The 18,775-nt window shown below is 65.6% G+C and carries 20 protein-coding genes; 11 read left to right on the top strand and 9 right to left on the bottom strand.

Annotation, left to right across the window (positions count from 1 at the left end; translation table 11 throughout):
* Positions 1-117: 117 nt before the first annotated feature.
* From rpoD to AC3WT0_RS01490, 4 genes are all read right to left on the bottom strand, one after another.
* A complete protein-coding gene (gene rpoD / locus AC3WT0_RS01505; protein WP_492750869.1) occupies positions 118-2,154 on the bottom strand; it encodes an RNA polymerase sigma factor RpoD in 2,037 nt (678 codons plus the stop codon).
* A gap of 16 nt (positions 2,155-2,170) precedes the next feature.
* Positions 2,171-4,024, bottom strand: coding sequence for a DNA primase (gene dnaG / locus AC3WT0_RS01500; protein WP_492750867.1), 1,854 nt, complete (start codon positions 4,022-4,024; stop codon positions 2,171-2,173).
* Complete coding sequence (locus tag AC3WT0_RS01495) at positions 4,021-4,368, bottom strand: GIY-YIG nuclease family protein (RefSeq protein WP_492750866.1); 348 nt, start codon at positions 4,366-4,368, stop codon at positions 4,021-4,023. The genes dnaG and AC3WT0_RS01495 overlap by 4 nt, the downstream gene beginning before the upstream one ends.
* 82 nt (positions 4,369-4,450) lie before the next feature.
* Positions 4,451-4,903: a GatB/YqeY domain-containing protein gene (locus AC3WT0_RS01490; protein ID WP_492750865.1), complete on the bottom strand. Its 453-nt coding sequence runs from the start codon at positions 4,901-4,903 to the stop codon at positions 4,451-4,453.
* A gap of 126 nt (positions 4,904-5,029) precedes the next feature.
* Between AC3WT0_RS01490 and carA the strand changes: the two genes are divergently transcribed.
* From carA to AC3WT0_RS01460, 6 genes are all read left to right on the top strand, one after another.
* Complete coding sequence (gene carA / locus AC3WT0_RS01485; protein ID WP_492750864.1) at positions 5,030-6,196, top strand: glutamine-hydrolyzing carbamoyl-phosphate synthase small subunit; 1,167 nt, start codon at positions 5,030-5,032, stop codon at positions 6,194-6,196.
* A complete protein-coding gene (locus AC3WT0_RS01480; RefSeq protein ID WP_492750862.1) occupies positions 6,193-6,561 on the top strand; it encodes a ribonuclease E inhibitor RraB in 369 nt (122 codons plus the stop codon). The genes carA and AC3WT0_RS01480 overlap by 4 nt, the downstream gene beginning before the upstream one ends.
* Before the next feature lie 52 nt (positions 6,562-6,613).
* Complete coding sequence (carB, locus tag AC3WT0_RS01475) at positions 6,614-9,949, top strand: carbamoyl-phosphate synthase large subunit (RefSeq protein WP_492750860.1); 3,336 nt, start codon at positions 6,614-6,616, stop codon at positions 9,947-9,949.
* 79 nt (positions 9,950-10,028) lie between these two features.
* Positions 10,029-10,508 (top strand): transcription elongation factor GreA, encoded by a 480-nt coding sequence (gene greA / locus AC3WT0_RS01470; RefSeq protein WP_492750859.1) that lies wholly within the window; start codon positions 10,029-10,031, stop codon positions 10,506-10,508.
* Between the two features lie 56 nt (positions 10,509-10,564).
* Positions 10,565-11,194, top strand: coding sequence for a rhomboid family intramembrane serine protease (locus tag AC3WT0_RS01465; RefSeq protein WP_492750857.1), 630 nt, complete (start codon positions 10,565-10,567; stop codon positions 11,192-11,194).
* Positions 11,191-11,973, top strand: coding sequence for an APH(3') family aminoglycoside O-phosphotransferase (locus tag AC3WT0_RS01460; RefSeq protein WP_492750855.1), 783 nt, complete (start codon positions 11,191-11,193; stop codon positions 11,971-11,973). Before AC3WT0_RS01465 ends, AC3WT0_RS01460 begins: the two co-directional genes overlap by 4 nt.
* Before the next feature lie 6 nt (positions 11,974-11,979).
* On the opposite strand, the gene AC3WT0_RS01455 is transcribed toward AC3WT0_RS01460, so the two are convergent.
* The 5 genes from AC3WT0_RS01455 to AC3WT0_RS01435 all read right to left on the bottom strand — a co-directional run bounded on the left by AC3WT0_RS01455 (position 11,980) and on the right by AC3WT0_RS01435 (position 14,068).
* The gene (locus AC3WT0_RS01455; protein ID WP_492750854.1) at positions 11,980-12,213 is read right to left on the bottom strand and encodes a DUF4170 domain-containing protein; all 234 of its coding nucleotides are present in this window, start codon (positions 12,211-12,213) and stop codon (positions 11,980-11,982) included.
* A gap of 65 nt (positions 12,214-12,278) precedes the next feature.
* Positions 12,279-12,770 carry a hypothetical protein gene (locus AC3WT0_RS01450; RefSeq protein WP_492750853.1) on the bottom strand — a complete coding sequence of 164 codons (492 nt, stop codon included), beginning with the start codon at positions 12,768-12,770 and terminating at the stop codon, positions 12,279-12,281.
* Positions 12,664-13,152, bottom strand: a complete 489-nt coding sequence (locus tag AC3WT0_RS01445) for a hypothetical protein (protein WP_492750852.1) — start codon at positions 13,150-13,152, stop codon at positions 12,664-12,666. Before AC3WT0_RS01445 ends, AC3WT0_RS01450 begins: the two co-directional genes overlap by 107 nt.
* Entirely contained in the window at positions 13,149-13,517 is a 369-nt protein-coding gene (locus tag AC3WT0_RS01440) for a phage holin family protein (RefSeq protein WP_492750850.1), read from the bottom strand. Before AC3WT0_RS01440 ends, AC3WT0_RS01445 begins: the two co-directional genes overlap by 4 nt.
* 14 nt (positions 13,518-13,531) lie before the next feature.
* On the bottom strand, positions 13,532-14,068 hold the full coding sequence (locus AC3WT0_RS01435) for a hypothetical protein (protein ID WP_492750848.1): 537 nt from the start codon (positions 14,066-14,068) through the stop codon (positions 13,532-13,534).
* Between the two features lie 128 nt (positions 14,069-14,196).
* Between AC3WT0_RS01435 and eno the strand changes: the two genes are divergently transcribed.
* The 5 genes from eno (at position 14,197) to AC3WT0_RS01410 (ending at position 18,729) form a co-directional block, all read left to right on the top strand.
* Positions 14,197-15,483: a phosphopyruvate hydratase gene (eno, locus tag AC3WT0_RS01430; RefSeq protein ID WP_492750846.1), complete on the top strand. Its 1,287-nt coding sequence runs from the start codon at positions 14,197-14,199 to the stop codon at positions 15,481-15,483.
* 97 nt (positions 15,484-15,580) lie between these two features.
* Complete coding sequence (locus AC3WT0_RS01425; RefSeq protein ID WP_492750844.1) at positions 15,581-15,826, top strand: FtsB family cell division protein; 246 nt, start codon at positions 15,581-15,583, stop codon at positions 15,824-15,826.
* Between the two features lie 8 nt (positions 15,827-15,834).
* Complete coding sequence (locus tag AC3WT0_RS01420; protein WP_492750842.1) at positions 15,835-16,179, top strand: energy transducer TonB; 345 nt, start codon at positions 15,835-15,837, stop codon at positions 16,177-16,179.
* Positions 16,180-16,267: 88 nt separating this feature from the next.
* Positions 16,268-17,338: a pyruvate dehydrogenase (acetyl-transferring) E1 component subunit alpha gene (gene pdhA, locus AC3WT0_RS01415; RefSeq protein WP_492750840.1), complete on the top strand. Its 1,071-nt coding sequence runs from the start codon at positions 16,268-16,270 to the stop codon at positions 17,336-17,338.
* A complete protein-coding gene (locus AC3WT0_RS01410; protein ID WP_492750838.1) occupies positions 17,338-18,729 on the top strand; it encodes a pyruvate dehydrogenase complex E1 component subunit beta in 1,392 nt (463 codons plus the stop codon). The genes pdhA and AC3WT0_RS01410 overlap by 1 nt, the downstream gene beginning before the upstream one ends.
* Positions 18,730-18,775 lie beyond the last annotated feature (46 nt).

Below are 18,775 nucleotides of genomic sequence, written 5' to 3'. Positions count from 1 at the left end.
CCGGACGTCCGGCGACCGGCGATGCGTCACTTAACGGAAGGCATATAACCGAAGCACGTAAAGAGAAGGTTGATCGCGCATTAGCAAATGCCCCGGCAAGCCGGGGGCCATGCTAACTCACTGATCCAGAAAGCTGCGCATCTTGCGGCTGCGCGAGGGATGCTTGAGCTTGCGCAGCGCCTTCGCCTCGATCTGGCGGATGCGTTCGCGCGTGACGCTGAACTGCTGACCGACTTCCTCGAGCGTGTGATCGGTGTTCATGCCGATGCCGAAGCGCATGCGCAGCACGCGTTCCTCGCGCGGGGTGAGCGAGGCGAGGACGCGGGTGACCGTTTCCTTGAGGTTCGCCTGGATCGCGGCGTCCACCGGGATGACGGCGTTCTTGTCCTCGATGAAATCGCCGAGGTGCGAATCCTCCTCGTCGCCGATCGGCGTTTCGAGGGAGATCGGCTCCTTCGCGATCTTCATCACCTTGCGCACCTTCTCCAGCGGCATGGAGAGGCGTTCGGCCATTTCCTCGGGCGTGGGCTCGCGGCCCTGCTCGTGGAGGAACTGGCGGCTGGTGCGCACCAGCTTGTTGATCGTCTCGATCATGTGGACCGGGATGCGGATCGTGCGCGCCTGATCGGCAATCGAGCGCGTGATCGCCTGGCGGATCCACCAGGTCGCATAGGTGCTGAACTTGTAGCCGCGGCGATATTCGAACTTATCGACCGCCTTCATCAGGCCGATATTGCCTTCCTGAATGAGGTCGAGGAACTGCAGGCCGCGATTGGTGTATTTCTTCGCGATCGAGATGACGAGGCGCAGATTGGCCTCGACCATTTCCTTCTTCGCGATACGCGCCTCGCGCTCGCCCTTCTGCACCATGTTGACGATGCGGCGGAACTCGCCGAGCGACATGCCGGTGGCCTGAGCGATCTCGGCGATCTCGGCGCGGATGCGCTCGACCGCCGGGCCTTCGTTGGCCGCGAACGCCGCCCATTTCTTGTCGCGCTGGGCGACCATCTCGACCCAGGTCTCGTCGAGCTCATGATCGATATAGGCTTCGAGGAAATCCTTGCGCGGCACCTTGTGGCGCTCGGCGAGGCGCAGCATCTGCCCGCCAAGCGCGGTGAGGCGCCGGTTGTAGGAATAGAGCTGATCGACGAGATATTCGATCTTCGCCTGGTGGAACTGGACGCTCTCGACCTCGGCGGTCAGATCCTCGCGCAGCCGCTGATATTTCTTCTCCTCGGAGGCGGGGAATTCCTCGCCCGAGCCGAGTGCGACGAGGCGCGAGGCCTGCATCTTGGCGAATTTCTTGAAGACCGAAGTGATGGTCGCGAACTTCTCGAGCGCGGCGGGCTTGAGCAGCTCCTCCATCGCGGCAAGCGAGAGGGTGTTGTCTTCTTCCTCCTCGTCGACCGGGCGCTTGGCGCGCCGCTCGGTCATCGATTCCTCGTCGTCCTCGTCGGCCGAGACTTCCTCGACATCGTCCTCTTCCTTGAAGGAAGGGCCGGCATTCTTCTCGGAAATCTCGCCGTCGACGCTTTCCTCATCCTCGAGGCTGTCGGGCGAGGGATCCTTCGAGAGCATCGCATCGAGATCGAGGATCTCGCGCAACTGCATATGGCCTTCGTTGAGTGCCTCGGACCAGCCGATGATCGCGTTGAAGGTGATCGGGCTCTCGCACAGGCCGAGGATCATCGTGTCGCGGCCGGCCTCGATGCGCTTGGCGATCGCGATCTCGCCTTCGCGGCTGAGCAGCTCGACCGCGCCCATCTCGCGCAGATACATGCGGACGGGATCGTCGGTGCGATCGACCGTCTCCTTCTTCTTCTCGCCGACGGAGGGCGCGGGGCCGTCGACCGAATCGACGCCCTCGACCTCGTCATCGTCCTGCTGCTGCTGTTCCTCGCCGTCTTCGCCGGCGTCCTCATTCTCGACGATGTTGACGCCCATCTCGTTGAGCGCCGACATGATGTCCTCGAGCTGGTCGGACGACATCTGGTCCTGCGGCAGGGCCTCGTTCAGCTCGTCATAAGTGATGTAGCCGCGCTTGCGGGCGCGGGCGATCAGCTTCTTGACCGACGCTTCGTTGAGATCAATCAGCGGCGCATCGCCGGTTTCCACCTTGTCGTTGCTGTCGCCGCCGCCGTTCGTCTTCGCCATTTAACCGCCTTCGAAATTACTGGTCGCCCTCGCCGTCCTGCATGAGATTTGCAAGACGCCGCTCCACTTCGTTCCTCAGACCAAGCAGACGCTGCTGCTCGGCAAAAGTTTCCTCGTCGAACCGCGCCTGAAGCCGCCCCGTGGCTTCCTGCAGCGCCGCATCGACTTCCGGCCGCGAGACCATCACCTGGATGGCCTCACCAAGATCGGCCCGCGCCTTCTCCGGCTCCGCATCCTTGCGGGTGAAGGAGAAGGGCAGGCTGTCCGCTCGGAGCAGCTCACGCGCGACATCATTATACTCGGATAGCGCCAATATGGTGGATAGTCGCCCGGGATCAAGCGTCTGATCGGCGATCGACACATCGATGAGCGCCGCCATGAGTCGCCCGAGCGCCGGATCGTGGAAGCGAAGCGCGGTCAAAGCCTCCATATGGCGCGCGATTTCATCGGGGAATCGCAGCAGCCCGGCGGCGATTCCCTTGGCGAGAACGCGCTCGATTCCGCCGCTGCCGATCCCGCGTGCGACGGTGGAAACGGGACGCGGCGGCTCGCGCCAGTGGCCGCCGCGACCGCCGCGGCCGCCGAAGTCGCGGCGCTGATCGTTGCGGCGGCGCGTGAGGAAGCGCGCTTCGAAACGCTCGCGAAACTCGGCCTGATATTGCTGGCGGACGTCCGAATCGCTGATCGACTGGGCGACGTCGTTCAACCGGCGGCGGAGCCCGGCGCGCTGCTCGGGCGTGTCGAGCGGGCCTTCCTCCAGCGCATGGCGCCACAGCCGGTCGACGAGCGGCTCGGGGCTGGCGAGCAGCGATTCGAACGCGGCGGGGCCGCCGGAGCGCACCAGATCGTCGGGATCCTGCCCGCCCGGCAGCGTGAGGAAGCTGAGCGAACGGCCGGGCTCGAGCAGCGGGAGCGCGCGCATTGCCGCGCGCACCGCCGCTTTCTGGCCCGCGCTGTCGCCGTCGAAGCAGAGGACGGGGACTTCGGCGATTCGCCACAGCCGCTCGAGCTGCGCTTCGGTGAGCGCGGTGCCGAGCGGGGCGACGACCTCGCCGATCCCGGCCTGCGCGAGCGCGATCACGTCCATATAGCCTTCGACGACGATGATCCGCCCGGCCTTGCGCGCGGCGGCGTTCGCCTTGTCGAGATTGTAGAGTGTGCGCCCCTTGTCGAAGAGCGGAGTGTCAGGCGAGTTGAGATATTTGGGCTCGCCTTGCCCGATGATGCGGCCGCCGAAGGCGATGACGCGCCCGCGCTGGTCGCGGATCGGGATCATCAGCCGGTCGCGGAAGCGATCGTAAGGCTCCTTCTCCTCGACCTGGATCAGCAGTCCCGCCTCGACGAGCAGCGGATCGCCCGCCGATTTGAGCGCGGTGCGCAATTTGCCGCGCGAATCGGGCGCGAAACCGAGCCCGAAGGCGCGGCGCGTGGCATCGGTGACGTCGCGCTTGTCGAGATAGGCGCGAGCGGTCGCACCGGCGATCCCGTCGAGCTGCTCGCCGAACCAGCGCTGAGCCTCGGCCATCACGCCGTGGAGCGTGTCGGCGCGTTCGGCCTTTTCGGCGGAACGCGGATCGGGCGCGGGGACTTCCATGCCGGCGACGGCGGCGAGTTCCTTCACCGCATCCATGAAGGGCAGGCCGCGCTGGTCGGTCAGCCAGCGGATCGCGTCGCCATGCGCCGAGCAGCCGAAGCAGTGATAAAAACCCTTCTCGTCATTGACGTAGAAGCTCGGCGTCTTCTCGTTATGGAAAGGGCAGCAGGCGCGGAACTCCCGCCCCGCGCGCTGGAGCTTCACCGTCTTGCCGATCAGCGCGGACAGCGTGGTACGCGCGCGGAGTTCGTCGAGGAAGGCGGCGGAGAGGCTCATGCGTGCATCTCGACCCGACACAACTCACCCTCGCCGTTCGTCCCGAGCGAAGTCGAGGGACGTTCGTGCGGTGGCCGGGCATAGTGAGACAGTGCAGCCCAATCGCCGCGCATCAGCGCTTCCTTTTTTGCGCGGGACCAGGGCTTGATCCGGCGCTCTGCCTCAATGGCTTCGATTCGGGTCGGGAAACTCTCGTTCCAGGCAAGGCTGACGGGGCGTCGCCGGGTTGTGAAATCGCAGGAGCCGCTCATCTGATGTTCGGCAATGCGCCGATCGAGATCGTCCGTATGGCCGGTATAATAACGGCCATCGGCGCATTTCAGGATATAGACCCAAAACGCCATTGTTTGCCCCGGGCAACGTCCCTCGACTTTGCTCGGGACGAACGTGATTTTCAATGTCGGCTTTGTGACATGTGACCCGGCTTTACGCCAGCGCGGCCTTCACGAGGCCGCTGGCCTTCGACATGTCGAGCGTGCCGGCGTGGCGCGTCTTCAGTTCGGCCATCACCTTGCCCATGTCCTTGACGCCGGTGGCGCCGATCTCGGCCTTGATCGCCTCGATCGCGGCCCTGGTCTCGTCCTCCGACAGCATCTGGGGGAGGAAGCGCTCGATCACCGTGACTTCGGCCTCTTCGGCGGCGGCGAGTTCGGCGCGGCCGCCCTTGGCGTACATCTCGATCGATTCGCGGCGCTGCTTGACCATCTTCTGCAAGACTTCGGACACGAGAACGTCGTCGTCGGGCTGGTTGCTGCTGGTCCGCAGTTCGATATCGCGATTCTTGACCGCCGACTGGATGAGGCGGATCGTGGCCGTCGTCGGCTTGTCGCCGCCCTTCATCGCCTCGACGAGCGCGGCCTTGATGTCGTCGCGAATCATGCGCTTTCCCTGCTGCTTTCCGGAAACCTCCTTCATAGGGCGGCGGCGCAGATTTTAATAGATTGACCAGGCGGGATGCGGCACCTATCTCGCCGGCCGTTTACCCGTAAGAGGACCCCCGAAACGATGGCCGAGGCCAATCCCATGCGCGCGCCCGAAGGAGCCACCGGCGCTCTCGTTCTTGCCTCGGGCGAGGTGTTGTGGGGGAGAGGATTCGGCGCTGCCGGGCATGCGGTGGGCGAGGTGTGCTTCAACACCGCGATGACGGGTTATCAGGAAGTGATGACCGATCCCTCCTATGCGGGGCAGATCGTGACCTTCACTTTCCCGCATATCGGTAATGTCGGCACGAACGACGAGGATATCGAGGCGGCGACGGCGCATGCGCTGGGCTGCATCGTGCGCGAGGACGTGACCGAACCGAGCAATTTCCGCGCGTCGAGCCGCTTCGACGAATGGCTGCGCAAGAATGGCCGTTTCGGACTGGCCGGCATCGATACGCGCGCGTTGACGCGCAAGATCAGGCTGGACGGCGCGCCCAACGGCGTGATCGTCCACGCGCCTGATGGCGTGTTCGACATCCCCGCGCTGATCGAGAAGGCGAAGGCCTGGCCGGGGCTGGAGGGCATGGACCTCGCCAGGGACGTGACCGTCGACGAATCCTATGATTGGCAGGGTGGCCCGTGGCGGCTGGGCTTCGGCTATGGCGAGGAGGGGCTGGAGGAAAAGCGCCCCCATGTCGTCGCGATCGATTATGGCGCCAAGCGCAACATCTTCCGCAACCTCGTGAAGGCCGGCGCCAAGGTGACCGTGCTGCCCGCGACGGCGAGCTTCGCCGACGTGATGGCCGAGGGGCCGGACGGCTTCTTCCTGTCGAACGGCCCCGGCGATCCGGCGGCGACGGGCGACTATGCGGTGCCGGTGATCCGCGAGATACTGGACACGGGCAAGCCGCTGTTCGGCATCTGCCTTGGCCACCAGCTGCTTGGCCTCGCGGTCGGCGCGAAGACCGAGAAGATGCATCAGGGGCATCGCGGCGCGAACCACCCGGTCAAGCGGCTGAGCGACGGCGCGGTCGAGATCACCAGCATGAATCACGGCTTTGCGGTGGATGCCGGCACGCTGCCTGCCAACGCCAAAGCGACGCACGTCTCGCTGTTCGACGGCAGCAATGCCGGGATCGAGCTGACCGACAAGCCGGCATTCAGCGTGCAATATCACCCCGAAGCGAGCCCGGGGCCGCAGGACAGCTTCTATCTGTTCGAGCGGTTCGTGGGGATGCTGAAGCCATGAGCATCAAGCTGCCCAAGGTCGACCAGTCGCGGCTCGACGAGGAGTGGGAGGCGGACAGGGACGTTCTCGCCAATCTTGCCGCCAATGGCGACAAGCCGAGCGTGCCGCGCCCGGTCGACGTCAGCTTCCGCGGCAGCGAAGAGGCGCTGCAGCGTCTGGCCGAGGGCGCCAAGCCCTTCGGCTTCGTCGAGCTTGATCGCGAGATCGGCGAGGATGGCGAGACCTATCTGTTCCTCGAATGCGAGCAGGCGGTGGACGAGGAATCGATCCGCGCGCTGACCCGCAAATGCCTGCAGATCGAGATCATGTTCGACGTCGAATATGACGGCTGGGGCTGCATGGCCGTGAACGGGGCGACGCATTGATCGAGTTTTCGCCCTTCAGCGGCGACGTACAATATTCACCAGAGGCCAAATAATGCCCAAGCGCACCGACATCTCCTCCATCCTCATCATCGGCGCGGGCCCGATCGTCATCGGGCAGGCATGCGAGTTCGACTATTCGGGCACGCAGGCGTGCAAGGCGCTGAAGGAGGAGGGCTACCGGATCATCCTGGTCAACTCCAACCCGGCGACTATCATGACCGATCCCGAGCTGGCCGATGCGACCTATGTTGAGCCGATCACGCCCGAGATCGTGGCGAAGATCATCGAGAAGGAGCGCCCCGATGCGGTGCTGCCGACGATGGGCGGGCAGACCGCGCTCAACACCGCGCTGGCGCTGTTCGAGGACGGGACGCTGGAGAAGTTCGGCGTGAAGATGATCGGCGCGGACGCCGAGGCGATCGACAAGGCCGAGGATCGCGCCAAGTTCCGCACCGCGATGGACAAGATCGGGCTGGAAAGCGCGCGGTCGACGATCGCTCACACGCTCGACGAGGCGCTGGCGGGGCTCGACAAGGTCGGGCTGCCGGCGATCATCCGGCCCAGCTTCACGCTGGGCGGAACGGGCGGCGGCGTCGCCTATAACCGCGCCGAGTTCGAGGAGATCGTGCGCAAGGGGCTCGACGCGAGCCCGACCACCGAGGTGCTGATCGAGGAATCGCTGCTCGGCTGGAAGGAATATGAGATGGAAGTGGTCCGCGACCGCGCGGACAACGCCATCATCGTCTGCTCGATCGAGAATATCGATCCGATGGGCGTCCATACGGGCGATTCCATCACCGTCGCGCCGGCGCTGACGCTGACCGATAAGGAATATCAGATCATGCGCAACGCCTCGATCGCGGTGCTGCGCGAGATCGGGGTCGAGACGGGCGGATCGAACGTCCAGTTCGCGGTGAACCCGAAGGACGGCCGCCTCGTCGTCATCGAGATGAACCCGCGCGTGTCGCGTTCGTCGGCGCTGGCGTCCAAGGCCACCGGTTTCCCGATCGCCAAGGTCGCGGCAAAGCTGGCAGTGGGCTATACGCTCGACGAGATCGTCAACGACATCACCGGCGTGACGCCCGCGAGCTTCGAGCCGACGATCGACTATATCGTCACCAAGATTCCGCGCTTCGCCTTCGAGAAGTTCAAGGGCAGCGAGCCGATCCTGTCGACCGCCATGAAGAGCGTCGGCGAAGTGATGGCGATCGGCCGCAATTTCCACGAGAGCCTGCAAAAGGCGCTGCGCGGCCTGGAGACCGGGCTCGCCGGGCTCAACATCGTCGATGCGTTGGTCGGCGCGCCCAAGGACGAGATCATAGCGGCGCTTTCGCGCGCGACGCCCGACCGGCTGCTGGTCGCGGCGCAGGCCCTTCGCGAGGGGCTTTCGGTCGCCGAGATCCATGCGGTCGCCAAATATGATCCCTGGTTCCTCGAGCGGATGGGCGAGATCATCGATGCCGAGCAGGAGGTGATCACCAACGGCCTGCCGCGCGACGCGGCAGGGATGCGCAAGCTGAAGGCGATGGGCTTCTCCGACAAGCGGCTCGCCTATCTCGCGCTCCAGTCGGCCAATGTCCGCCACGGGATGAGCCGCGGGATCGCCAAGGGTTCGGGGCTGATCCACGACGCGGTCAGCGCGCTGACCGGCGGGGTGAACGAGGACGAGGTGCGCAAGCTGCGCCACAAGCTGGGCGTGCGCCCGGTGTTCAAGCGCATCGACACCTGCGCCGCCGAGTTCGAGGCGAAGACGCCTTACATGTATTCGACCTACGAAGCGCCCACCTTCGGCGAACCGGAGAATGAGGCCCAGCCTTCCGACCGGCGCAAGATCGTGATCCTCGGCGGCGGTCCGAACCGGATCGGGCAGGGGATCGAGTTCGACTATTGCTGCTGCCACGCCTGCTTCGCGCTGGCCGATGCAGGCTATGAGACGATCATGGTCAACTGCAACCCGGAGACGGTGAGCACTGACTATGACACGTCCGACCGCCTCTATTTCGAACCGCTGACCGTCGAGGACGTGCTGGAGATTCTGCATGTCGAACAGTCGAACGGCACGCTGGAAGGCGTGATCGTGCAGTTCGGCGGGCAGACGCCGCTGAAGCTGGCGCAGGCGCTGGAGGATGCCGGCATCCCGATCCTCGGCACCAGCCCCGATGCGATCGACCTGGCGGAGGATCGCGAGCGCTTCGCCAAGCTGGTCGCGACGCTCAAGCTGCGCCAGCCCGAGAACGGCATTGCGCGGAGCCGCGACGAGGCGATCGCGGTCGCCGACCGCATCGGCTATCCGGTGCTGATCCGTCCCTCCTACGTGCTCGGCGGGCGCGCGATGGAGATCGTCGACGGCCCCGCGCAGCTCGACGACTATATCCAGACGGCGGTGCAGGTTTCGGGGGATTCGCCCGTCCTGATCGACCGTTATCTGCGCGATGCGATCGAAGTCGATGTCGATGCGGTCGCCGACGGCACCGACGTGGTGGTGACCGGCGTGATGCAGCATATCGAGGAGGCGGGCGTCCATTCGGGCGACAGTGCCTGCACGCTGCCGCCCTACAGCCTGAGCGATGCGATCGTCGCCGAGATCGAGCGGCAGACGGTGGCGCTTGCCACCGCGCTGAAGGTCAAGGGGCTGATGAACATCCAGTTCGCGGTCAAGGACGGCGACGTCTATCTGATCGAGGTCAATCCGCGCGCCAGCCGCACCGTGCCTTTCGTCGCCAAGGCGACAGGCAATGCGATCGCCAAGATCGCCTCACGCGTGATGGCGGGCGAGAAGCTGGCCGATCTGCCGCCGATCGATCGAAACATCGATCATATCGCGGTGAAGGAAGCCGTATTCCCGTTCGCGCGCTTCCCCGGCGTCGATCCGGTGCTTTCACCGGAAATGAAGTCCACCGGCGAAGTCATGGGTATCGATCAGGATTTCGCCACCGCCTTCGCCAAGGCGCAGATCGGGGCGGGGACGATCCTGCCCGCTGGCGGCACCGTGTTCGTCTCGGTCAAGGACAGCGACAAGGCAGTGATCCTGCCCGGCGTGCAAGGGCTCGTCTCGATGGGCTTCAAGATCATCGCGACGGGCGGCACCGCCGACTATCTGCGCGCGCAGGGCGTTCCGGTCGAAATGGTCAACAAGGTCCAGCAGGGACGGCCGCACATCGTCGACAAGATCAAGGACGGCGCGGTCGCCCTGATCTTCAACACGACCGAGGGCTGGCAGTCGCTGAAGGACAGCCAGTCGATCCGTGCATCGGCGCTGAACGGCAAGGTGCCTTACTTCACGACCGCCGCCGCGAGCGTCGCAGCAGTGCGCGCGATCGAGGCTTTGCGCGCTCATCCCCTTGAAGTCCGTCCGCTCCAGTCATATTATTCGCGTTCGCACGCCTGATCCCGACATTGATATCGAGCGGCGGGCGGCCCGGGTAACGGGTCGCTTGGGGTAGAGTTTTTGACGAAGGGTGGAACGAATGGCGACCGTCGAAAAGATGCCGATGCTGGCCGAGGGCTATAAGAAGCTCTCGGAAGACCTGCACCGCCTCAAGACCGTCGAACGTCCCGAAGTGATCGACGCGATCGAGGAAGCGCGCGCGCATGGCGATCTTTCGGAAAATGCAGAATATCACGCCGCCAAGGAGCGCCAGGGCCAGATCGAGGCGTCGATCGCCGACATCGAGGACCGGCTGAGCCGCGCCCAGGTGATCGATCCCACCACGCTTTCGGGCGACAAGGTGGTGTTCGGCGCGACCGTCACGCTGCTCGACGAGAATGACAAGCCGGTGCGCTACCAGATCGTCGGCCAGACCGAGGCGGACGCCAAGGGCGGGCGTATCTCCTATAATTCGCCGCTCGGCCGCGCGCTGATCGGCCGCAAGGTCGATGACGAGATCGAAGTGACCGTGCCGTCGGGCGACCGCTGGTACGCCGTGTCGAAGATCGAGTTCATCTAGGCGGCGCCGCGCGGGCGGCGGCGTGCCGCCCGTGCATTCCCGAGGGTTTCGACCGGATGAAGATGCCACCCGGCCCCTATACGCAGGCGATCCTCGCCGTGACGTCGATCGTCTGGCTGGGGCTGTGGCTGAGCGGCTGGCTGGATATTTCGGGGATGCTCGGCGGGTTCATTCCGGCGCGCGTGGGCGGGCTGATCTACGTCGCAGGTGCGCTGCCGGTGTGGCTGACGCCGCTGAGCGCGGCTTTGCTTCATGCCAATCTCGTCCATCTCGGCTTCAACATGCTGATGCTCGCCTTTTGCGGGCGCTTTACCGAGAGCGCGATCGGATCGCGGCCCTATCTGCTGCTTTACGTTGTCGGCGCCTATGCGGCGGCGGCGGCGCAATATCTGGCGGGGCCGGCGAGCACGGTCCCGATGGTCGGCGCGAGCGGCGCGATCTCGGCCGTGGTCGGGGCCTATGCCATGCTCTACGGCCAGCAGAAGACGCGCGCCGTCGGTCCATTTTCGGCGACCGTCGTGCACGTCGCCTGGCTCGCGGCGGCGTGGATCGTCGTCCAGATGATGTTCGAGCTCGCCATGTCGGGCAGCGCGACGCAGATCGCGATCGCCGCGCATATCGGGGGCTTCATCGCCGGGCTGATCCTCGCTCGCCCGCTGCTGATCTGGCATTACCGGCACGCATGATCCCGCTGCCCCCGGCGCTGGCCGAATGGGTCGCGGGTTATGACGCCGAGGTGCATGAGGGCGGTGAATCCGGGGGGCGGATAATCCGCTTCGCGCGGTCCGGCCGAACGGCGCTTTTCCTGAAACATGGCGAGGGGCGCGTAGCCGACGACATCGTCGACGAGGCCGAGCGCCTGCGCTGGCTCAACCGCCATTTCGCGTCGCCGACGCTGCGCTGCTTTCTCCTTGCCGGCGATGCAGCCTGGTTGCTGGCCGATGCAATGGCGGGGGCAACGGGCGATGCGTTGATCGAGGATGGCGACGCCGATATCGATCTGATCGCGCGCGAGGCGGGGCGGATGCTCCGCCGGCTGCACGACCTGCCCGTCGACGATTGCCCGTTCGATGCGGGCCATCGGCTGCGGATGCGCGCGGCCCGGCGCAATGTCGATCTGGGGCTGGTCGATGCCGAGGATTTCGACGCCGAGCATGAAGGCTGGGATGTCGAGCGGCTATGGGCGAAGCTCGAAGCCATGCCGCAGCCGGGCGGACCGGCCGTGGTCACGCATGGCGATTATTCGCTGGGCAATATCCTGTTTGCGGACGGACGCGCGACCGGCCTGATCGACGTCGGGCGTCTTGGCCGTGCCGATCCTTATCAGGATCTGGCGATCATGTGGTCCAACCTCGGCGAGCATGGCGCGGACGCCCAAGCAGCGTTCCTGCGGGCCTACGGCATGGAGGATGGCGGCGACGCCGAGCGCATCGCCTTCCATCTCTGCCTCGACGAGTTCTTCTAGAGCAGCTCAGCCCTGAGGGGGCGGGGCGAGCAGATCGGGCTCGAGCAGGCGGTGGAGATGGACCACCACATATTTCATCTCGGCATCGTCGACCGTGCGCTGCGCTGCAGCACGCCAGGCCTCTTCGGCCGACTTGTAGTCGGGAAAAACACCGACGACGTTGATGGTGCTGAGATCGTCGAAATCGAGAGTCCGGGGGTCACGAACGCGGCCGCCGAACACGAGATGAAGTTTGCTCATCGTCTGGTCCTGCAGTTTCCGGTCGCCTATGCGCCTGACGACCGGGAACCGCAAGGGCAGTAGGGTTATTCGCCCTTCTTTTTCGCAGAATCGCGCGCGCTTTTCACGGCGGCCTCGCCTGCCTGCGTTACCGCGCTGATTGCGCTCTGGACCAGTCGGTTGGCTTCGGCGCGCGCCGCCGATCCGTTCACGCCGAGCGAGTCGAGCGTCTCGCTGCCCGCTGCCCGCGCAGCCTTGACGGCGTCGGTCGCGGCGCCGCGGATGCGCTTGCCGACCGGGCCGAGCACCTTGGCTTCGCGTTGTGTGCGGGGCAGCAAAGATGCGGCGATCGCGCCGATCGCCAGACCGCCGACGACGATCGCGAGCGGGTTCTGCTCGATGCCGGCCGCCGTGCGCTCGCGCGCGGTTTCGGCTGTGCGCTTCGTGCTGGCGTAAGCCGTCGCGACGCGCTCACGCGCGTGCGTCGTCTTCTCCCGCGCCGCCGCCTTCGCCTGTTCCAGCTTCTGCGTTGCCTTTTCGCGCAGGGCCGCCTTTTCGGGCACGAGGTCGTCGCTCATTCTTTGTGCTCCTTGCTGGTTCGGTCGCCGGGGCGCGGGCAGCCGCGGCGCTGATCGCCCTGGCGATCAACTCATCTGGACTTAATTGGGTTGCGTCGTGTAAGCCGAGCAGGCGTGCGGCGCGGTTGATAAGCGGCTTGCGCAGCAGCCAGGCGGCGCCGGCGGCAAGCAGGGCGGCCGTCGCCCCGGGGTTGCGGCGCGCCGATTCCACTCCGTCATTGACCAGCCCGGTGCCCCATTGGCGCAGCTCGCGCCCCGCCTCGAGCATCAGCGTCTGCGGATGAAAACGCTTCTGGATACGAACCATCGTGGCCGTGAGCTGCGCGCGCGCGGCGGCCGATTCGGCTTCGGCACGCTCGAGATCATATTTGCTCTTGCTCATGGCGCTTCACCGATCCGCGTTGCCTTGTCGAGCTTGCGGAGCGCGATCGAGACGAGAAGGACGGCGACCCCGACGCCGACGACCGCGACGATCGCAGCCGCGCCGAGCGGCCCGACGAAGGGCGTGAGCGCCAGCACGATACCGACGAGAAGCGTCGTGGCGGTGGCGAGCCCGAGGATCGCCGCGACGACAAGCATCGCGACGGCGGTACGCGATTCGACGAGGCGTGCGACGAGTTTCGCACGCTGGAGCTTGAGTTCGGCCCGGACGAAACCTTCGACATCCTCGATCAGCTCGCCGAACAGCGAGCCGACCGGCTGGGCGTCGGGGCGTTCGTCGGGGTCAGGCTTGTCGATGCGCTCCACCCCGCTGGCTCCGCTCAGGCCTTGTTCGACCCGCCAGCTTTCACCAGCCGCGCGATGACGAAGCCGATCGCCGCCGCCGCGCCGATCGCGACGGCCGGGCTCTTGCGGACGAGGTCGCGGGCGTCGCCCAACAGCTCGTCGACATCCTTCTTGCGCAGATTGGCGGCGAAGCCCGAAAGGCTGTCGGCCGCGACGCGGGCGTAGCGGCCATATTGATCACCGACCTTGGCATCGACCTGAACCGCGGCGTCACTGACCAGCTTGGCGACGGTGTCGAGCGCTTCGCTCGCGCGTTCCTTGCCTTGCTCGGCATAGCTTTTCGCCTTGCCGGTGGCCTCGCCGGTCAGGCGCACGGCCTCCTCGCGGACCTTGCCGGTGGTGGTCGCGACCTTGGCCGCCGCGGGCTTTGCAGCAGCGGCAGGCTTCTTTGCGGTCGTGGCCTTCTTCACTGCCGGCTTGGCGGCGGCGGGAGCCTTGCGGACGGGGGCCTTCTTGAGCGGCTTGGAGGCTTCGCCGGCGATCGGCGCGGTCTTGCTGGTCTCGTCGGTCATCTCGATTCCTCCATTGGCGCGAACTGTATCGCGCAAACAACAGTCGCCGTCGCCTGCGGGTTCCATTGCCTCGCGCGCGCTCCATCGATAGAGCGCAGCCCACGTTCAGTCCACCAGGGAAGCAGCCGATGACCGCCATTCTCGACATTCATGCTCGTCAGATCATCGATAGCCGGGGCAACCCGACCGTCGAGGTCGATGTCTCGCTCGAGGACGGCAGCTTCGGCCGCGCTGCGGTGCCCTCGGGCGCGTCGACCGGCGCTTTCGAGGCTGTCGAGAAGCGCGACGGCGACAAGAAGCGCTGGCTGGGCAAGGGCGTGCAAGCCGCTATCGACGCCGTGAATGGCGAGATCGCAGACGCGGTGCTCGGCTTCGACGCCGAGGACCAGGGGGAAATCGACGCCGCGCTAATCGCGCTCGACGGCACCGACAACAAGGGGCGGCTGGGCGCCAACGCGATCCTGGGCGTCAGCCTTGCCGTCGCCAAGGCCGCCGCGGATGCACGGGGGCTGCCGCTCTATCGCTATGTCGGCGGGGTTTCGGCGCATGTCCTGCCGGTCCCGATGATGAACATCATCAATGGCGGTGCGCATGCCGACAACCCGATCGACTTCCAGGAGTTCATGATCGTTCCCGTCGGCGCGCCGACGCTGGCCGAAGCGGTGCGCTATGGCTCCGAGATATTCCACACGCTGAAGGGTGCGCTCCACGACAAGGGTCTCGCGACGGCGGTGGGCGACGAGGGCGGTTTTGCGCCCAATCTCGGTTCGACGACCGACGCGATCGACTTCATCATGCAGTCGATCGAGAAGGCCGGATATACGCCGGGCGACGACGTGATGCTGGCGCTCGACTGCGCGTCGACCGAGTTTTTCAAGAAGGGCGCCTATGAGATGACGGGGGAGGGCAAGACGCTCTCGCCCGCTGAAATGGCCGACTATCTCGCCGATCTCGCCGCGCGCTACCCGATCTTCTCGATCGAGGACGGCATGGCCGAGGATGATTATGAGGGCTGGAAGCTGCTGACCGACAAGGTCGGCGGCAAGGTCCAGTTGGTCGGCGACGATCTGTTCGTCACCAACCCCAGGCGGCTTTCGGATGGCATCGCGCAGGGCCTTGCCAACTCGCTGCTGGTCAAGGTCAACCAGATCGGCACGCTGACCGAGACGCTGGAGGCGGTGAGCATCGCGCAGCGCGCCTCCTATACCGCCGTCATGTCGCACCGTTCGGGCGAGACCGAGGATTCGACGATCGCCGACCTCGCGGTCGCGACCAATTGCGGGCAGATCAAGACGGGCAGCCTCGCGCGCTCGGACCGGCTTGCGAAATATAACCAGCTGATCCGTATCGAGGAGGAGCTTGGCGACGTCGCTCGTTACGCTGGCCGCACGATTCTCCGCGAAAAACGGGCTTGATTCGCCGACTCCGCTGTGATTCAAGCGGGGGGTGGCGCAGTCATCCAAATTCAGGGCTCTCATCCGTTCAGCTGCGGCGCCGGCCATCGGTACGCTCGTGATCGCCTTCTTCGGCGGCTACGCGCTGGTCGGCCCGAACGGGGTGATGGCCTATGGCGATTACAGCCGGTCGCTCGCGAAGCGGCAGGCCGTTCTCGCCGACCTGCAGAAGCGGCAGGGCGCCCTGGCCAAGAAGGTGTCGCTGCTCGATCCCAGGAAGGCGAATCCGGATATGGTCGACGAAATGGTCCGCAAGGAGCTCGGCGTCGCCCATCCCGACGAAATCATCATTCCGCTGAACTGAGCGGCGCTATGGCCGGCTCGCTCCTGATCCTCGCGGCCAGCGCGGCCCGGATTGTATCGATGCAGCTCGAATATCCCCCCAAATCACTCGTCGCCAACGAACAGGGGGCGGTCTCGTTCAAGGTCGAAGTGCTGGCGAACGGCAAGGCGCGCAATTGCCAGGTGACGTCCGGCAGCGGATTCGCGGCGCTCGACAAGGCGACATGCGACCAGATCCTGACGCGCGCCGTGTTCGAGCCTGCATCGGATGCGAACGGCAAGGCGATCGATTCGACGCTCGAAGGATCGATGAACTGGACGATTCCGCCGCGCGCCAGGCCCAGCCCGGAAGCCGCCCGCCCGCCCGAGGGTTGATCGCGACGCTACGGCAGCCGCCACCGGTTGCACGACACGCCGAGTGCCGCCTATAGGCGATGGCACGTCCCTTACTCATCTCAGGAATATGGAGAGCCAATTGGCCAGGGCATCGACCCCCAAAGCCGCGAAGGAAACGGCCGCCCCGGCGGCGCCCAACCGCGAACGCCCGGCCGAGCCGCAGCGCTATGCCGCCTCGAAGGACGAACTTCTCGAATTCTACCGCCAGATGCTGCTCATCCGCCGCTTCGAGGAGCGGGCGGGCCAGCTTTACGGCCTGGGGCTGATCGGCGGCTTCTGCCACCTCTATATCGGCCAGGAAGCCGTGGCCGTCGGCCTGCAGTCGGCGCTGGAGCCGGGCAAGGACTCAGTCATCACCGGCTACCGCGATCATGGTCACATGCTAGCCTATGGCATCGATCCCAAGCTCATCATGGCCGAGCTGACCGGCCGCTTCGCCGGCATCAGCCAGGGCAAGGGCGGATCGATGCACATGTTCTCGGTCGAGCATAAATTCTATGGCGGCCACGGCATCGTCGGCGCGCAGGTGTCGCTTGGCACCGGGCTGGGCTTCGCGCACAAATATCGCGACGACGGCGGGCTCTGCCTCGCCTATTTCGGCGACGGCGCGGCCAATCAGGGCCAGGTCTATGAGAGCTTCAACATGGCCGAGCTGTGGAAGCTCCCGATCATCTACGTGATCGAGAACAACCAGTACGCCATGGGCACATCGGTCAACCGCTCGTCGGCCGAGGACCAGCTTTATCGCCGCGGCGAGAGCTTCCGCATCCCCGGCATCCAGGTCGACGGCATGGACGTACTCGCGGTGCGCGGCGCGGCCGAGGAAGCGCGCGAATGGGTGAAGGCCGGCAAGGGGCCGATCCTGCTTGAGCTCAAGACCTATCGCTATCGCGGCCATTCGATGTCCGACCCGGCCAAATATCGCTCGCGCGAGGAAGTGCAGTCGGTGCGCGACAAGTCCGACCCGATCGACCATGCCGGCCGCGAGCTGCAGGCCATGGGCGTCAGCGAGGACGCGCTGAAGGATCTCGACAAGCAGATCCGCGCCATCGTCTCCGAGGCCGCCGATTTCGCCGAATCCGCGCCCGAGCCTGCCGTGGCTGAACTCTACACCGACGTTCTGGTGGAAAATTACTGATGCCGATCGAACTGAAGATGCCCGCGCTTTCCCCGACGATGGAGGAAGGCACGCTCGCCAAGTGGCTGGTCAAGGAAGGCGACAGCGTCAAATCCGGCGACATTCTCGCCGAGATCGAGACCGACAAGGCGACGATGGAATTCGAGGCGGTCGACGAAGGGACGATCGGCAAGATCCTCGTCCCCGAAGGCACAGACAATGTGAAGGTCGGCACCGTCATCGCGACGATGGCGGGCGAAGATGGCGAGACGGCGGCTCCGGCCGCCGCGCCCGAGCCCGCGCCGCAGCCGACGCTTGCCGCCGACGAGACCGGTATCGATGCGCCGAAAAAAGCCGCGTCGGGCACATCGAACCTTGCGGGCGACGCCAAGCCCAGCGTTTCCGACCCCGCCATTCCGGCGGGCACCGAGATGGTCCGCATGACGGTGCGCGAGGCGCTGCGCGATGCGATGGCCGAGGAAATGCGCGCCGACGACCGCATCTTCGTGATGGGTGAGGAAGTCGCCGAATATCAAGGCGCCTACAAGGTCACGCAGGGCTTGCTCGACGAGTTCGGCGCGAAGCGCGTCATCGACACGCCGATCACCGAATATGGCTTTGCCGGCGTCGGCACGGGCGCGGCGATGGGCGGCCTGCGCCCGATCGTCGAGTTCATGACCTTCAATTTCGCCATGCAGGCGATCGACCACATCATCAACTCGGCGGCCAAGACCAACTATATGTCGGGCGGCCAGATGCGCTGCCCGATCGTGTTCCGCGGTCCGAACGGCGCGGCCAGCCGCGTGGGCGCGCAGCACAGCCAGAATTATGCGCCCTGGTATTCGGCGGTGCCCGGCCTCGTCGTGATCGCGCCTTATGACGCGGCCGACGCCAAGGGCCTGCTGAAGGCGGCGATCCGCAGCCAGGATCCGGTCGTGTTCCTCGAGAACGAGCTGCTCTACGGCCGCAGCTTCGACGTTCCCAAGCTCGACGACTATGTCCTGCCGATCGGCAAGGCGCGGATCATGCGCGAGGGCAAGGACGTGACGCTGGTCAGCTATTCGATCGGCGTGGGCGTTGCGCTCGAAGCCGCCGAGACGCTGGCGGCGGAAGGCATCGACGCCGAAGTGATCGACCTGCGCACGCTGCGTCCGCTCGACAAGGAAACGGTGCTCAAGTCGCTTGCCAAGACCAATCGCATGGTCGTGGTCGAGGAAGGCTGGCCGACCTGCTCGATCTCGTCGGAAATCATCGCCATCGCGATGACCGAGGGCTTCGACGACCTCGACGCGCCGGTGCTGCGCGTGACCGACGAGGACGTGCCGCTGCCTTATGCGGCGAACCTCGAGAAGCTGGCGTTGATCGACGCGGATCGCGTCGTGAAGGCGGCCAAGGCGGTCTGCTACCGCTGATCCGGCCTTTGGGGGCGGGGGGAGCGCCTAAGGCTCCCCCGTCCGA

Source organism: Sphingomonas sp. EU05-FHT14C10, from assembly GCF_058790595.1.
Note: the sequence above shows the minus strand (reverse complement) of the source record. Positions and strands in the feature narration are given on the sequence as shown.

Bases quoted from the DNA above. Each gene is read 5' to 3' on its own strand.
- rpoD (WP_492750869.1), bottom strand. From the start codon at position 2,154: ATGGCGAAGACGAACGGCGGCGGCGACAGCAACGACAAGGTGGAAACC.
- dnaG (WP_492750867.1), bottom strand. From the start codon at position 4,024: ATGAGCCTCTCCGCCGCCTTCCTCGACGAACTCCGCGCGCGTACCACG.
- AC3WT0_RS01465 (WP_492750857.1), top strand. From the start codon at position 10,565: ATGAAGATGCCACCCGGCCCCTATACGCAGGCGATCCTCGCCGTGACG.
- AC3WT0_RS01495 (WP_492750866.1), bottom strand. From the start codon at position 4,368: ATGGCGTTTTGGGTCTATATCCTGAAATGCGCCGATGGCCGTTATTAT.
- AC3WT0_RS01410 (WP_492750838.1), top strand. From the start codon at position 17,338: ATGCCGATCGAACTGAAGATGCCCGCGCTTTCCCCGACGATGGAGGAA.
- AC3WT0_RS01460 (WP_492750855.1), top strand. From the start codon at position 11,191: ATGATCCCGCTGCCCCCGGCGCTGGCCGAATGGGTCGCGGGTTATGAC.
- pdhA (WP_492750840.1), top strand. From the start codon at position 16,268: ATGGAGAGCCAATTGGCCAGGGCATCGACCCCCAAAGCCGCGAAGGAA.
- eno (WP_492750846.1), top strand. From the start codon at position 14,197: ATGACCGCCATTCTCGACATTCATGCTCGTCAGATCATCGATAGCCGG.
- AC3WT0_RS01450 (WP_492750853.1), bottom strand. From the start codon at position 12,770: ATGAGCGACGACCTCGTGCCCGAAAAGGCGGCCCTGCGCGAAAAGGCA.
- AC3WT0_RS01445 (WP_492750852.1), bottom strand. From the start codon at position 13,152: ATGAGCAAGAGCAAATATGATCTCGAGCGTGCCGAAGCCGAATCGGCC.
- greA (WP_492750859.1), top strand. From the start codon at position 10,029: ATGGCGACCGTCGAAAAGATGCCGATGCTGGCCGAGGGCTATAAGAAG.
- AC3WT0_RS01480 (WP_492750862.1), top strand. From the start codon at position 6,193: ATGAGCATCAAGCTGCCCAAGGTCGACCAGTCGCGGCTCGACGAGGAG.
- carA (WP_492750864.1), top strand. From the start codon at position 5,030: ATGGCCGAGGCCAATCCCATGCGCGCGCCCGAAGGAGCCACCGGCGCT.
- AC3WT0_RS01435 (WP_492750848.1), bottom strand. From the start codon at position 14,068: ATGACCGACGAGACCAGCAAGACCGCGCCGATCGCCGGCGAAGCCTCC.
- AC3WT0_RS01420 (WP_492750842.1), top strand. From the start codon at position 15,835: ATGGCCGGCTCGCTCCTGATCCTCGCGGCCAGCGCGGCCCGGATTGTA.
- carB (WP_492750860.1), top strand. From the start codon at position 6,614: ATGCCCAAGCGCACCGACATCTCCTCCATCCTCATCATCGGCGCGGGC.
- AC3WT0_RS01490 (WP_492750865.1), bottom strand. From the start codon at position 4,903: ATGATTCGCGACGACATCAAGGCCGCGCTCGTCGAGGCGATGAAGGGC.
- AC3WT0_RS01455 (WP_492750854.1), bottom strand. From the start codon at position 12,213: ATGAGCAAACTTCATCTCGTGTTCGGCGGCCGCGTTCGTGACCCCCGG.